The 15,066-nt window shown below is 70.9% G+C and carries 8 protein-coding genes; 7 read left to right on the top strand and 1 reads right to left on the bottom strand.

Annotated features, from left to right (window positions below; all coding sequences use genetic code 11):
* Positions 1-44: 44 nt before the first annotated feature.
* Positions 45-1,490, top strand: coding sequence for an aldehyde dehydrogenase family protein (locus tag NNW99_RS09280; RefSeq protein ID WP_215118231.1), 1,446 nt, complete (start codon positions 45-47; stop codon positions 1,488-1,490).
* 104 nt (positions 1,491-1,594) lie between these two features.
* On the opposite strand, the gene NNW99_RS09275 is transcribed toward NNW99_RS09280, so the two are convergent.
* On the bottom strand, positions 1,595-4,432 hold the full coding sequence (locus NNW99_RS09275; protein WP_215118230.1) for a glycoside hydrolase family 3 protein: 2,838 nt from the start codon (positions 4,430-4,432) through the stop codon (positions 1,595-1,597).
* Positions 4,433-4,803: 371 nt separating this feature from the next.
* Here NNW99_RS09275 and NNW99_RS09270 point away from each other — a divergent pair, with 371 nt between their 5' ends.
* The 6 genes from NNW99_RS09270 (at position 4,804) to NNW99_RS09245 (ending at position 15,031) form a co-directional block, all read left to right on the top strand.
* On the top strand, positions 4,804-6,492 hold the full coding sequence (locus NNW99_RS09270; protein ID WP_215118229.1) for an extracellular solute-binding protein: 1,689 nt from the start codon (positions 4,804-4,806) through the stop codon (positions 6,490-6,492).
* 26 nt (positions 6,493-6,518) lie between these two features.
* Positions 6,519-7,559, top strand: a complete 1,041-nt coding sequence (locus tag NNW99_RS09265) for a sugar ABC transporter permease (RefSeq protein WP_215118228.1) — start codon at positions 6,519-6,521, stop codon at positions 7,557-7,559.
* Positions 7,556-8,509, top strand: a complete 954-nt coding sequence (locus tag NNW99_RS09260) for a carbohydrate ABC transporter permease (protein WP_215118227.1) — start codon at positions 7,556-7,558, stop codon at positions 8,507-8,509. The genes NNW99_RS09265 and NNW99_RS09260 overlap by 4 nt, the downstream gene beginning before the upstream one ends.
* A gap of 137 nt (positions 8,510-8,646) precedes the next feature.
* Positions 8,647-10,866: a sialidase family protein gene (locus NNW99_RS09255; protein WP_215118226.1), complete on the top strand. Its 2,220-nt coding sequence runs from the start codon at positions 8,647-8,649 to the stop codon at positions 10,864-10,866.
* A complete protein-coding gene (locus NNW99_RS09250; RefSeq protein ID WP_215118225.1) occupies positions 10,866-12,845 on the top strand; it encodes a beta-galactosidase in 1,980 nt (659 codons plus the stop codon). The genes NNW99_RS09255 and NNW99_RS09250 overlap by 1 nt, the downstream gene beginning before the upstream one ends.
* On the top strand, positions 12,842-15,031 hold the full coding sequence (locus tag NNW99_RS09245; RefSeq protein WP_215118224.1) for a glycoside hydrolase N-terminal domain-containing protein: 2,190 nt from the start codon (positions 12,842-12,844) through the stop codon (positions 15,029-15,031). The genes NNW99_RS09250 and NNW99_RS09245 overlap by 4 nt, the downstream gene beginning before the upstream one ends.
* The last annotated feature ends 35 nt before the right edge of the window (positions 15,032-15,066 follow it).

Genomic DNA, 15,066 nt, shown 5'->3' with positions numbered 1-15,066 from the left:
GTAGTACAGGACCACCCCCGACGTCGAAGGGCCGGAACCCGGACATGACTTCCACCCACGCCTTCTGGCTCGCCGGCCGTCAGGCCACCGGCGAGGACACCTTCGACGTCAGCTCCCCGTGGGACGGGCGGCTCGTCGGCAAGGTGAGCGTGCCGACGGACGCGCAGGTCGAGGAGGCCGTGGCCGCCGCGTACGCCGTGCGCGACGAGTTCGCCGCCACCCCCGCCCATGTACGGGCCGCCGCCCTCGACCACGTCAGCAAGCGCCTCGTCGAGCGCACCGAGGAGATCGCGCAGCTGATCTCCGCCGAGAACGGCAAGCCGCTCAAGTGGGCGCGCGGCGAGGTCGGCCGGGCCGTGTCCGTCTTCCGGTTCGCCGCCGAGGAGGCCCGGCGCTTCAACGGCGGCGAGGCCCAGCGCCTCGACACCGACCTGGGCGGCCAGGGCCGGCTCGCCCTCACCCGCCGCTTCCCGAAGGGTGTCGTGCTCGGCATCGCGCCCTTCAACTTCCCGCTCAACCTCTGCGCCCACAAGATCGCCCCGGCCATCGCCGCCGGCGCGCCGATCATCCTCAAGCCGGCCCCGGCCACCCCGCTGTCCGGCCTGATCCTCGGCGATCTGCTGGCCGAGACCGAGCTGCCGGCCGGCTCCTGGAGCGTCCTGCCCGTCGCCAACGACAAGATGCCGGCCCTCGTGCAGGACGAGCGCCTGCCCGTCATCTCCTTCACCGGCTCCGAGAAGGTCGGCTACGCGATCATGGACTCGGTGCCCCGCAAGCACTGCACCCTGGAGCTGGGCGGCAACGGCGCGGCCGTCGTCCTCGCCGACTGGGCGAGCGACGAGGACCTGGACAAGGCGGCGCAGCGCATCGCCACCTTCTCCAACTACCAGGGCGGCCAGTCCTGCATCTCCGTCCAGCGCGTCATCGCCGACGCCTCGGTCTACGACCGGCTGCTGCCGCGCGTCGTCGCCGCCGTCGAGGCCCAGGTCACCGGCGACCCGAGCGACGACGCGACCGACGTCGGCCCGCTGGTCAGCGAGGACGCCGCCCAGCGCGTCGAGACCTGGGTCCAGGAGGCCGTGGACGCCGGCGCCGCACTGCTCACCGGCGGCAAGCGCGACGGCGCCTCCTACGCGCCGACCGTCCTGGCCGACGTACCGGCCGACGTCACGATCTCCTGCGAGGAGGTCTTCGGCCCGGTCCTCACGGTGCACAAGGTGAACGGCGAGGCCGAGGCCTTCGCCGCCGTCAACGACTCCAAGTACGGCCTCCAGGCAGGCGTCTTCACCCACGACCTCCAGACCGCCTTCCGCGCCCACCGGGCCCTGGAGGTCGGCGGAGTCGTCATCGGCGACGTGCCGTCCTACCGCGCCGACCAGATGCCGTACGGCGGCGTCAAGCAGTCCGGCGTGGGCCGCGAGGGCGTGCGGTTCGCGATGGAGGACTACACCTACGAGCGCGTGCTGGTCCTGACCGGTATCGACCTCTGAGTTCTAGCTCATGGGAACCATTTTCATATAGGCTCCCCGAAGGGGCCCGGCACCGATGCCTTCCGGTGCCGGGCCCCTTCTTCGCGCCGGCTGGCTCCGGACCCTCAACCGGAGAAGCCGACGTGCGCGAGCCGCAGCGGGCCGCGCAGCCTGAGACGGACGTCGTGCGCGCCCGCGGCGGTGAGGGAGGCGCCGAGGGAGACGTAGTCGTACGGCCCTGATGTCGGTGCGGCGGGGGACAGCACGGCGAGGGCCGGGCCGCCGTCGAGGGAGACCTCGACCGTGCCCTCTCCGGCCACCTCCACCGTCACCTCGGTGACGCCGCGCCCGAAGTCGCAGGCGCGGTAGACCAGTTCACCCGTGGCCCCGCCCATCGGCGTCACCGCGTCGCCCGACACCTTCGTCCGGTCGACGATCTCGATGCCGCTCTGCTCGTCGAAACCGGCCGCCGCCAGCCCGCCCGCGATAACCGCGCGCGGCAGGGTGGGCTCGCCCTCCAGCGTGACGGTCGCCCGCAGCCGGACGTCCTCGCTGGAGGCCCCGGCCAGCAGTTCGTACGCGCCCGGCTCCACGCGCCACCGGTCCTGCGCGACGTCCCAGAACGCGAAGGCGGACAGCGGGACCTCGAAGCTCGGCTCCGCCGTCTCACCGGGCGCGAGGGTGATGCGGCCGTGGTCGAGCAGCTCGCGGCGCGGACGCGGCACGGACGGGTCGACGGCCCGCGTGTAGAGCTGGGCGACCTCGTCGGCGGTGATGTCGCCGGTGTTGGTGACCGTGAACGAGACGTGCAGCGTGCCGTCCTCGACCCGGGTCGTCAGGCCGTCGTACGCGAACGACGTGTACGACAGGCCGTGTCCGAAGGGGAACAGGGGCGTGCCCTCGAAGTACAGATACGTCTGGCGGGCGCCGATCACGTCGTAGTCGAGGAGGCCGGGCAGATCGGCGTCGTCGGCGTACCAGGTCTGCGGCAGCCGGCCGGCGGGGGAGACGTCGCCCGCCAGTACACGGGCCAGGGCGGTGCCGGCCGCCTGGCCGCCGTGCGCCGTCCACAGCGCGGCCGGGAGGATGTCCGGGTCGACGGCGTACGGGTAGGCGGAGACCAGCGCCAGCACGGTCGCCGGGTTCGCCGCGCGGGCCGCCCGCAGCAGCCGCTCCTGGTGCTCCGGCAGCCGCAGGGTCGTACGGTCCTCCGTCTCGCGGCCGTTGATGTGCGGGTCGTTGCCCGCGACCACCACGACCACGTCCGCCTCGGCGGCGGCCCGCGCCACCGCCTCCTCGCCGCGCTCGGCGACGACCAGCTCGAACACCTCGGGATCTTCCTCGGCAACCTTCACGCCGTCGGCGGAGACACACACGTGGCGACCCGTTCCCACGTGCCTCAGGAGGTGCCCGCTCTCGTGCGGTTCCAGGCGGAACGTCTCCTGGACGATCCAGCCGCCCGGCTGGTCGGCGGAGGCGCGGACCCGGCCGTCCTCGGCGACCGAGAGATAACGGCCGTCGGGCGCGCGCAGCGTCAGCACGCCCTCGCCCCAGTCGACCAGCGCCAGTTCGGTGCCGGTCGCGTCGGTGGTCAGCGGGGGCAGGTCGGTGCGGCCCGCGAGCAGCGCCGGGTCGAGCGCGCCCTCGGCGCCGCGCACCTCGTCGGCGGCGTCCGCCGCCGGCGGCACGTGCAGGAACGCGCCCGAAGAGGTCTTCAGCCGGACCCGGTCCACGCCCTCCGCGAACTCCACCCGCTCGGCGCCGAACCGCTCGTACAACCCCTCCAGCGGGGTCGAGCGGTGGATCAGCGTGCCGCTGTACCAGTCGAGCTTGCACTCGTCGGCGAGCAGCCCGACCACGGCGATCCGGGTGTCCGGGGCGAGCGGCAGCACCCCGTCGTTCTTCAGCAGCACGACCGCCTGCTCGGCCGCCTCCCGGGCGAGGGCGCGGTGCCCCGGGGAGTCGAACTCGCTGGTGGCGTCGTGCGGGTCGTACTCCGGGTCGAACTCGCCGAGCCGGAAGCGGACCGAGAGCTGGCGGCGGACGGCCCGGTCGAGGTCGGCCTCCGTCAGCAGACCGCGCTCCAGGGCGCCGCGCAGCCGCCCGGTCATCTGCGAGGAGTCCGTGCCGTGGTCGGTGAAGCTGTCGACGCCCGCCACCAGGGAGGCGGCGGTGGCCTCCTCATGGGTGTCGAAGTAGTGCTCGGAGTCGACCAGATTGCTCGGAGCGCCCGCGTCCGAGCAGACCAGCAGCTCCTCGTCGGTCCAGGCCCGCAGATGCTCGCCCAGGTAGGGCGAGACGTGGTTCGGACGGCCGTTGACCAGGTTGTACGCGGGCATCACCCCGGCCACCGCACCCGCCTCCACGGTCTCGCGGAAGGCCCGCAGGTCGTACTCGTGCAGCACGCGCGGGCGCACCGAACTCGACGTCGTCGACCGGTCCGTCTCGTTGTTGTGGGCGAGCCAGTGCTTCAGCACGGGCGCCGTGCGCCAGTAGGTCGGGTGGTCGCCGCGCAGACCGTGCGTATAGGCGGTGGCGATCGCCGAGGTGAGCTTCGGGTCCTCCGAGTAGCCCTCCTCGTTGCGGCCCCACAGCGGGTGGCGCAGCAGATTGACCGTCGGGGCCCAGACGTTGAGCCCGACCCGGTCGTCCTTGGCGCGCATCGCGCGGACCTCCTTGGACACCGCGTCGCCGACCCGCCGCACCAGCTCCGGATTCCAGGTGGCGCCGAGTCCGACCGCCTGCGGGAACACCGTCGCCGGGCCCATCCACGCCACCCCGTGCAGGGCCTCCTGGCCGGTGCGGAAGGCGGCGACGCCGAGCCGCTCGACGGCGGGCGCGAACTGGTGCAGGAAGGCGGTCTTCTCCTCGCGCGTGAGCCGCGACAGGAGGTCGTCGATCCGCTTCGCGAACGGCAGGCGCGGATCGCGGAACGGCGGCGTGGGCGGCGTGTGTGCGGTCACGTGGGATTCCCTTTGCGATGGAGCGGCGAGACGCTTTCGAAGCGCTTCGATGCTGGTTCGACCCGGGGGTGGGTGTCAAGACACCTCGGCGCAACAACTCCGACCCTGCGGCGCCATTCCAAGCGCCATTCGCGTCACTCCGCGATCGTGCACACCTCGGGAGAATCTTGGAATCGCCCCTTGTGCACCCCTGGGTGTTCACTTAATCTCGCAGCAACATCGAAGCGCTTCGACTGTGAAGTCCGCCACCCGGTGGTGCGCATTCCTCGTCACTCGTCGGAGTATCGCTTCGGCTCAGCCAGTTCCACTCGAGACACCGCAGCCGACGGCCCTCCGCCGGGTGTCCTGGTGTGCCATGAAGGGTTGACGCAATGACGCCGAACGCCGCCTCCGCCTCCTCCGGACCGAGCCGGAGATCCTTCCTCGCCTCCACGGCGGTCGCCACCGCGGCCGTGGCGGGCGGGATGCCGTTGCTCGCCGCGTGCGGCGGTGGGAACGAGGGACAGAAGGAGGGGGCCACGTCGGGCAAGGAAGCCGCGAAGATCCTCCCGGCCTACGTCGCGTCGCAGGTCGTGACTCCGGACATCCCCTCCAAGAACGGCTCCCCGGTCGGCTTCACCAAGGCGATCCCGGCGGCCGAGCTGAAGACCTCGGTGTCGCAGAAGCTGGGCAGCGGCGGAAAGCTGACCATCATGGCCCCCTACTGGGGCGCCCCGCCCAAGGGCGACAACCCGTACTACTCGGCCATGAACAAGGCCGTCGGCGTGGACATCACCTGGCAGAACCAGGACGGCGTCACCTACGACCAGAAGCTCGGCGCGATCCTGGCCTCCAGCGACATCCCCGACGCCGTCGTGGTGCCCGACTGGAACCTCACGGGCCGGATACCCACCGCCATCAACGCAAAGTTCGCCGACCTCGGCCCGTACCTGTCCGGCGACAAGGTCAAGGACTACCCGAACCTCGCGGCCGTGCCCACCGACGCGTGGCAGCGAGGCATCTTCGGCGGCCAGCTCCGCGCGATCCCGATGCCGAACTCCTACGTCACCGGCATGGCGGCCATGTACCGCAAGGACATCTTCGAGAAGAGGGGCTACGCCCTCCCCAAGAGCCCCGACGAGTTCCTGTCCTGGGCGAAGGAGGCGACCCAGGCCAAGTCGAAGGTCTGGGCCTGCGACGACATGAAGTGGTCGGCTCTCCAGATCTTCGGTGTCCAGCCGGGCGGCGACAAGGCGCTGTGGTGGAACCTGGAGGACGGCAAGCTGGTCAACCGCATCGAGACCGAGCAGTACCTGGAAGCCCTGGAGTGGACGCGCAAGCTCTACGCGGCGAAGGTGGTCCACCCGGACGCGGTCTCGGGCAAGGCGGGCGGCAGCGCCGCCAACCGTTTCACCGCCGGACAGGTTCTCGTCTACAACAACAACATCTCCGACTGGTGGGGCAAGACCGCCGAACAGCGGACCCAGAACCCCGACTTCGAGATGGGCGTGTTCGACATCTTCGGGCCTGACGGGGGCGACCCCACGCTCTGGGCCGGCCAGCCGGGCGGCATGTTTTCCTTCATCAGCAAGAAGGCGAGCAAGCAGCAGATCAAGGACTTCCTCGCGCTCTGCAACTACTGCGCCGCCCCCTACGGCACCAAGGAGTTCATGCTCACCGCCTACGGTGTCGAGGGCACCGACTACACGGTGAAGAAGGGCCTGCCGACCAAGACGCAGCAGGGCATCAACGAGGTCAGCAGCACCTACGACCTCACGGGCAACCCCGCCCCGTACGTCGCCTACCCCGACTTCCCGGACATCACCCGGGGCATCGTCGAGTGGCAGCAGCGCATGGGCGCCTTCACCAAGAAGTCCTCCTTCTACGGTCTGACCGTCACCGAGCCCAACCGCTGGGCCAACCTCGCCGACGACTTCGAGCAGCTCGAGGACGACGTGATACGTGGTCGGAAGAAGATCAGCGACGTGCAGCAGGCCGTGTCCGACTGGAAGAAGAAGGGCGGCGACGACCTGCGCGACTGGTACAAGAAGCTGCTCGACGACAACGGCTCGTCGAACTGATCCGGGGCTCGAGCAAGGAGAAGGCCGTGTCCAACAGCACGGTGCCTCGGACCACGACCGAGGCAAAGACCCCCGCGAGGTCCCCGGCGGCGTCCGGCAGCGCCGCCGGACGCCGGGCCCGCGACGGGAAGAACTCGGGCAAGCTGAGCCTGAAGCTCAGATTCAGGCGTGACCGCACGCTGATCCTCATGACCCTGCCGGCGGTCCTGCTGATCCTGGTCTTCAACTACATACCGATCCTCGGCAATGTGGTGGCCTTCCAGGACTACGACCCGTACGCCGGTGACAACGGCTTCGTCGCCATCTTCAACAGCCCCTGGATCGGCTTCGAGCAGTTCGAGCGGATCTTCGCCGACTCGGCCTTCTGGCACGCGGTGCAGAACACCCTGGTGCTGTTCTTCCTGCAACTGGTGCTCTACTTCCCGATCCCCATCCTGCTCGCGCTGCTCATCAACAGTGTGGTCAGGCCCCGGATACGGGCGGTCGCCCAGGCGGTCATGTACCTGCCGCACTTCTTCTCCTGGGTCCTCGTCGTCACCGTCTTCATGCAGATCTTCGGCGGCGCCGGGATCATCGCCCAGACCCTGCGCCAGCACGGCTACGAGGGCTTCGATGTGATGACCGACCCGGAGGTCTTCAAGTACCTGGTCACGGCCCAGACCGTCTGGAAGGACGCGGGCTGGGGCATCATCGTCTTCCTCGCCGCGCTCTCCTCCGTCTCGGGCGACCTCTACGAGGCCGCCGCCATGGACGGAGCCGGACGCTGGCGGCGGATGTGGCACATCACGCTCCCCGCCCTGCGACCGGTGATCGCCCTCCTGCTCGTGCTGCGCGTCGGCGACGCCCTCACCGTCGGCTTCGAGCAGCTGCTCCTCCAACGACAAGCCGTCGGTGTCAACGCCTCGGAGGTCCTCGACACCTACGTGTGGTGGAACGGCATCCGCAACCAGGACTTCAGCTATGCCGCCGCCGCAGGGCTCATCAAGGGCGTGGTGGGGCTGGCGCTCGTACTGATCGCCAACAAAGTGGCCCATCTCATGGGCGAGCAGGGGGTGTACAAGAAGTGACCGCCGTCCTCGACACTCCGCCCGACGACGCGCCGCGCGTCTCGAAACCGAGCCGGTGGGCGGCCCCGCCCCGCCCCGTCTGGGAGGAGCCGCCGAACAAGGCCGGACTGGCGGGCAAGGGCATCGCACTGACCCTGGCCTGTCTGGCGATCCTCTTCCCGCTGTGGATCGTCGTCGTCACCAGCCTCCAGTCGAAGAAGACCATCGACGAGGCCGGCGGCCTGGTGGTGATCCCCAAGGGCATCACCTTCATCGCCTACCAGGAACTCCTCAGCGGCGGCCAGGTCCAGAAGGCCGCCCTGGTCAGCATCGGCGTGACCGTGGTCGGCACGCTGTTCAGCATGACGGTGTCGGTCCTGTGCGCGTACGGACTGTCGCGCAGCGGCTCGCTCGGCCACCGCGGCATCCTGATGACCCTGCTGGCGACGATGTTCTTCGGGGCCGGCCTCATCCCCACCTACCTGCTGGTGCAGGCTCTCGGCCTGACGGACACCTATCTGGCGCTGATCCTGCCCAGCGCCGTGAGCGTCTTCAACATCCTGGTGCTGCGCGCGTTCTTCATGAACATCTCCCAGGAGCTGATCGACAGCGCCCGCATCGACGGTGCCGGCGACTGGCGGATCCTCTGGAAGATCGTTCTGCCGCTCTCCCGCGCGGTTCTCGCGGTGATCGGCCTCTTTTACGCCGTCGGCTACTGGAGCGCCTGGTTCAACGCGTCGATCTACCTGACCGACCAGGACATGATGCCGCTGCAGAACGTGATGATTCAGCTGGTGCAGATGCAGCAGCGGCCGGTGGGGCTTCAGGCACAGATCAACACCGGACAGCTCTCGCCGCTGGCGATCCAGATGGCGGTGATGGTGATGGCGCTGCTGCCGGTGGCTGTCCTCTCGCCGTTCGTCCAGAAGCATTTCAAGAAGGGCATGCTCACGGGGGCGGTCAAGGGCTGACGCCTTGACCGAGTTCTCGCCGTAGGGCTGTCGGTTGTTTGTTTTCCGCGGCTGCGTCGTGGTTGTTCGCGCAGTTCCCCGCGCCCCTAAAAGAAGGCCTCCGCCCCTCCCCTTTCTTGCAAGAACCGAGGTACGTCATGCCCGCTTTCCAGCTCAGCAGACGGTCCGTGCTGGCCGGGACCGCCGCCACCGCCGCGGTAGCCGCCCTTCCGATGGTCCAGGGACGTGCGCAGGCCGCCGCCCCGGCCGACGCGAAGAACGGGTACCGGTGGCGCAACGCCGTCATGGGCGGCACCGGATTCGTCACCGGCGTGCTGTTCCACCCCGCCGTCCGAGGCCTGGCCTACGCCCGTACCGACATCGGCGGCGCCTACCGCTGGGACGACCGCACCGACCGGTGGGTCCCGCTGACCGACCACATCGGCTGGGACGACTGGAACCTGCTCGGCGTGGAGGCCATGGCGGTCGACCCGGCGCATCCGAACCGGCTGTTCCTCGCTCTCGGGACGTACGCGCAGTCCTGGGCCGGCAACGGAGCCGTGCTGCGGTCCGAGGACCGTGGGGCCACCTGGACGCGCACCGACCTCACCGTGAAGCTCGGGGCCAACGAGGACGGGCGCGGTTGCGGGGAGCGGCTGCTCGTGGACCCGAGGGACAGCGACACCCTGTGGCTCGGCACCCGGCACGACGGACTGCTCAAGTCGACCGACCGGGGCGCCACCTGGAAGGCCGTGAGCTTCCCGGCCACCCCCAGCGCCACCGGCCAGGGCGTCACCCTCCTGGTCGCCGCCGGCCGCACCCTCTACGCCGGCTGGGGCGACTCCGACGGCACGACAGGCAAGCCCCACCTCTACCGCACCTCCGACGGCACGACCTGGGAGGCCGTCCCGAAGCAGCCCACCGGCACCGCCGCCAAGGTGCCGATCCGGGCCGCGTACGACCGGCACACGCGCGAGCTGTACGTGACGTACGCCAACGCGCCCGGCCCCAACGGCCAGTCCGACGGCAGTGTGCACAAGCTGCGGACGACGGACGGGAAGTGGACCGAGGTCACGCCGGTGAAGCCCGGCGGGGCGACGGAGGACGGCGGGACCGACTCCTTCGGGTACGGCGGTGTCGCCGTCGACGCGCGCAGGCCCGGCACCGTCGTCGTCTCCACCAACAACCGCTGGGCGCTGATCGACACCCTGTACCGGACCACCGACGGCGGCCGCACCTGGAAGTCCCTGAAGGACAAGGCCGTTCTCGACGTCTCCGAGACGCCGTACCTCAAGTGGGGCGCCGACAAGCCCAAGTTCGGCTGGTGGATCCAGGCCGTCGGCGTCGACCCCTTCGACTCCGGGCACATCGTCTACGGCACGGGCGCGACCCTCTACGGCACCCGCGACCTCAAGCACTGGGCGCCGCAGATCCGCGGCCTGGAGGAGGCGTCCGTGGTGCAGCTGGTGTCGCCGCCGAGCGGGGCGGCGCATCTGATCACCGGCTCCCGGGACATCGGCGTGCTGTACCACGACCGGCTCACCGCCTCCCCGTCGCGCGGCATGGCCACCAACCCCGTGTTCGGCTCGGCCACCGGACTCGCTCAGGCGGCGGCCAAGCCGTCGTACGTGGTGCGCACCGGCTGGGGCGACCACGGCAACGGCGCCTACTCGAACGACGGCGGCAAGACCTGGGCCCCCTTCAAGGCGCAGCCCGCCGTCGCCAAGGACGCCCCCGGGCCGATCGTCACCAACGCCGACGGCAGTGTGCTGCTCTGGTCCTTCGTGCACTGGGACGGCACCACCTACCCGGCCCAGCGGTCCGACGACAACGGCGCCGGCTGGTCCGAGGTCGCCTCCCTGCCGAAGGGGTCCGTCCTGGTCGCCGACCCGGTCGACCGGAAGGTCTTCTACGCCTTCGACTACAGCACGGGCACGCTCCTCGCCAGCACCGACGGCGGTCTCACCTTCACCGCCCGGGCCACCGGCCTCAAGTCGGGCGACAAGGAGTTCCAGCTGACCGCCGCCCCGGGCCGGTCCGGGGACCTGTGGCTGAGCCTGAAGTGGAACGGGCTGTACCGATCCACCGACGGCGGCGCCACCTTCGCCAAGGTGAGCAGTTGCTGGGCCTCGTACACCGTCGGCTTCGGCAAGGCCGCAGAAGGCGCCTCCTACCCGGCGGTCTACATGGTCGGCTCCACCGAGAGCATCACCGCCGTCTACCGCTCCGACGACGAGGCGAAGACCTGGACCCGGATCAACGACGACCGCCACCAGTGGGGCTGGATCGGCGCCGCCATCACCGGCGACCCGCGCATCCACGGCCGGGTCTACATCGCCACCAACGGGCGCGGCGTGCAGTACGGGGAGCCCTCCTGATGTCCGAGACACAACGTCCCGACCTGTCCGACGCCACCCGGGGCCGGCTCCTCTTCGGCGGTGACTACAACCCGGAGCAATGGCCCGAGGAGACCTGGCACGAGGACGTCCGGCTGATGAAGGCCGCCGGCGTCAACTCCGTCACCCTCGGCGTGTTCTCCTGGTCAAAGCTGGAACCGGAGCCCGGGGCACGGGAGTTCGGCTGGCTGGACACGCTGATGGACCTCATGCACGCGAATGGCATCGGGGTCGTCCTCGCCACCCCCACCTCCTCGCCCCCGCCCTGGATGGGCCGGCTGCACCCCGACACCCTGCCCGTCACCGAGGACGGCCGCACCGAGTGGTGGGGCGGCCGTCAGCACTTCTCGCACTCCAGCGCCACCTACCGGCGCTACGCCGCCGCCATCACCGAGGACCTGGCAGCCCGCTACGGCGGCCACCCGGCCCTGACGATGTGGCACATCAACAACGAGTACTGCACCTTCGACCACGGCGACCAGGCCGCCGCCTCCTTCCGGCGGTGGCTGCGCGAGAAGTACCGCACGCTCGACGCCCTCAACGAGGCCTGGGGTACCGCCTTCTGGAGCCAGGGCTACGACACCTGGGACGGCATCCTGCCGCCCCGCCTGCCCCACTACATGCGCAACCCCGGCCAGGTCCTGGACTTCCGGCGCTTCACCTCCGACATGCTCCTGGAGTGTTACGTCGCCGAACGGGACATCGTCCGGCGCCACACCCCGCACCTGCCGGTCACCAGCAACTTCATGCCGCTGTGGTTCGGCCAGGACGCCTGGCGCTGGGCGGGGGAGGAGGACGTCGTCTCCGTCGACCTCTACCCCGACCCGCGCGATCCGCTCGGCGCACAGAACGGGGCCCTGGTGCAGGACATGACCCGCTCCCAGGCACGCGGGCCGTGGATGCTCATGGAACAGGCGGCCGGGCCGGTCAACTGGCGCGGCGTGAACCACCCGAAGCCCCGGGGCCTCAACCGGCTGTGGTCGCTCCAGGCCGTGGCCCGGGGCGCCGACGCCGTCTGCTACTTCCAGTGGCGGCAGTCCCGGCAGGGCGCCGAGAAGTTCCACTCCGGCATGGTCAGCCACGCGGGGGAGGAAGGCCGTACGTATCAGGAGGTCAAGCAGCTCGGGGCGGACCTGGCGAGGATCGCCCCCGAGGTCACCGGGCGGCACATCACCGCCAATATCGCGGTCCTGCACGACTGGGACGCCTGGTGGGCCGGCGCCCAGGACGGCCGCCTCTCCACCCAGGTCGACTACCCGGACGTGCTGCGCGCCTGGCACCGGGCCCTGTGGCAGGCCCACCTCACCACCGACTTCGCCCACCCTGAGCACGATCTGACGCCGTACTCGATGGTCGTCGTGCCCCAGCTGTACGCGCTCACCGACGCGGCGATCGACAACCTCCTCGCCTACGCACGCGGCGGCGGCACCCTCGTCTGCGGATTCCTCACCGGCGTCGCCGACGAGGACGACCGGGTGCGCCCCGGCGGCATGGACGACCGGCTGCGGGAGCTGTTCGGGATCCGCGTGCTGCACGAGTGGTGGCCGCTGGACGCGGGGGAGACCGTCGCCTGCGAGGGCTTCCGGGGCACGCTGTGGTCCGAGGAGATCGAACCCGCCGACCCCGACGACACGACCCGCTACAAGGGCGGCGAACTGGACGGCATGCCCGCCGTCCTGCGCAAGGACAGCGCCTGGTACCTCTCCACGCTCCCGGAGCCCGAGGCGCTGCGCGACCTGCTGGCCCGGATCGCCGACGGCGCGGGCGTCCGGCCCGTGCTCGACGGCCTTCCCGAGCAGGTCGAGGCCGTACGCCGGGGAGAGCTGCTGTTCCTCCTCAACCACGGCCGCGAGCCGGTGACCGTCGAGGCCCCCGGCACCCACCACGACCTGCTGACCGGCACGGCCGTCAGCGACCGGATCACCCTCGGCCGCTACGAGGCGGCGGTACTCCGGCCATGACCCCCTCCGCCCCCGTCCACGGCACCTGGGAGCCGCACCCGGCCGCCCGCTGGGAGGACGGCTTCCTGAGCGGCAACGGCCACCACGGCGCTCTTGTGTTCGGTGACCCGGACGTCGAGCGGGTGGTCGTCACGCACCACACTCTGGTGCGTCCCAATGGCAGGAACTCCCGGCCCCCGCAGCTCGCCGGAGACCTCCCCGCGCTCCAGGACCGTCTCCTGGCCGGCGACACGACCGCCGCCGAAAGCTTCACGGACGGGCGCCCGCACCAGTGGGTGCAGCCTTTCCACCCCGCCTTCCAGATCAGGCTGCGCCGTCCGCCCGGTGCCCGGCGCGACTACCGCCGCGACGTCGACTTCACGACGGGCGTGGTGCGGGCCTCCTGCTCCGGCTGGACCAGCCGGGTCTTCGTCTCCCGCGCCGACGACGTGATCGTCCAGCAGGTCACCGGACCCGGCCTCAGCCTCGACGTCGACCTGGACCACCGGCTCCCCGGCGCCCCCGCCGGACTGGGCATCGGCCACGGCGCCGTCCTCACCCCCGAGGGCGCCCTGCTGAGCCTGCGCGCCCGCTACCCGGACAGCGACCTGGCCTGCACGGGCGTCACCCTGGTCGCCGCCAGGGGCGGCACGACGCGCCTCGCACCGCCCGGTGTGCGCGTCGAGGGCGCCCGTTCCGTGCTGCTCCTCACCCGGGTGCACCGGCACACCGGCGAACTGGACGTCGTCGCCGAGGGCCGCGCCCTGCGGGATCTGCCCCTGGAGTACGACGAACTCCTCGAACGCCACCTCGCCCTGCACCGGACCGCCTATGAGCGCGTCACCCTCGGCCTGGACGCCGACCCCGCCGAACGGGCCCTGCCCGGCTCCGAGTTGCTGAAGCGCCCTCGCAGCGCCGCCCTCCTGGAACGCCTCTTCGCCGCGGGCCGCTACCACCTCCTGTCCGCAAGCGGCCTCTTCCCGCCCCGCCTGACCGGGCTGTGGACCGGCGACTGGAACACTGCCTGGTCGGGCGCCTTCACCAACGACGCCAACCTCAACCTCCAGACCGCCTCCGCCGCTGCCGCCGCCCTCCCCGAGGTCACCGAGGCGCACGCGACCCTGATCCGACGGCAGTTGCCCGACTGGCGCGACAACGCCCGCGCGATCTTCGGCGCCCGGGGCGTCGTCGCCCCCGGCCACACCGACGGCGAGTCCGGGCACTCGTACCACTTCGAGCGCGAATACCCGCTGCACCTGTGGACCGCCGGTGCCGACTGGCTGCTCAAGCCGCTCGTCGACCACGACGAGACCCGGGGCGCCCGTGACCCGCGCACCGCCGCCGCACTCGCCGAAGTCGCCCTGTTCTACGAGGACTTCCTTACCCGTACCGACGAGCACGGCCATCTCGTCGTCGTCCCGTCCTACTCGCCCGAGAACCGCCCCGCCAACGCGAGCTGGGGCACCCTCAACGCCGCCATGGACCTCTCGGCGGCCCGCCACGCCCTGCGCACGGCCGCCGCCTACCACCCCGGCCCCGACGCCGACCGCTGGCACGCCCTCGCCGACCGCCTCCCACCGCACCGGATCAACCCGGACGGGGCGCTGGCCGAATGGGCCTGGCCGGGCCTGGAGGACTCCTACGACCACCGCCACCTCAGCCACCTCTACGGCGTCTGGCCGCTCGACGAGATCACCCCCTACGACAGCCCCGAACTCGCCGCGGCCGCCCACCGCGCCCTCGCACTGCGCGGCGCCGAGAACGACTCCGCGCACGGCCATCTGCACCACGCGCTCATCGCGGCCCGGCTCAGGGACTCCGGCCGCGTCGCCCACGCCCTCGGTCAGGTCCTGGACGGCGACTTCTTCCACGCCTCCCTGATGAGCGCCCACTACCCGAAGCGGGACGTCTACAACGCGGACGCAGCGCACACCCTGCCCGCCGTGCTGATCGAGATGCTCGTGCAGTCGACCCCGGACCGGCTGGTCCTGCTGCCAGCGCTTCCGGCGGCGTATCCGAGCGGCGCACTGCGCGGGGTGCGCACCCGCTTCGGGGCCGAGATCGACCTCACCTGGACCCGGGACGGCGCCGCCGCCGTCATCTGGCCGGGCCGCACCCACCGCGTCGAACTGCGGACTTCCTCCGGCACGGAATCCCTCCACCTGGTCGCCGGAGAAGACCACGTCCTCACCCTGAGGGCGCGGTAGCTCCTCCCCATCCCCCCACCCCTGGAAGGGACCCC

It is taken from the genome of Streptomyces sp. CRCS-T-1, from assembly GCF_024442335.1.
In the GTDB taxonomy this organism is placed as follows: domain Bacteria; phylum Actinomycetota; class Actinomycetes; order Streptomycetales; family Streptomycetaceae; genus Streptomyces; species Streptomyces koelreuteriae.
This window is presented reverse-complemented; position numbering and strand designations above follow the sequence as displayed.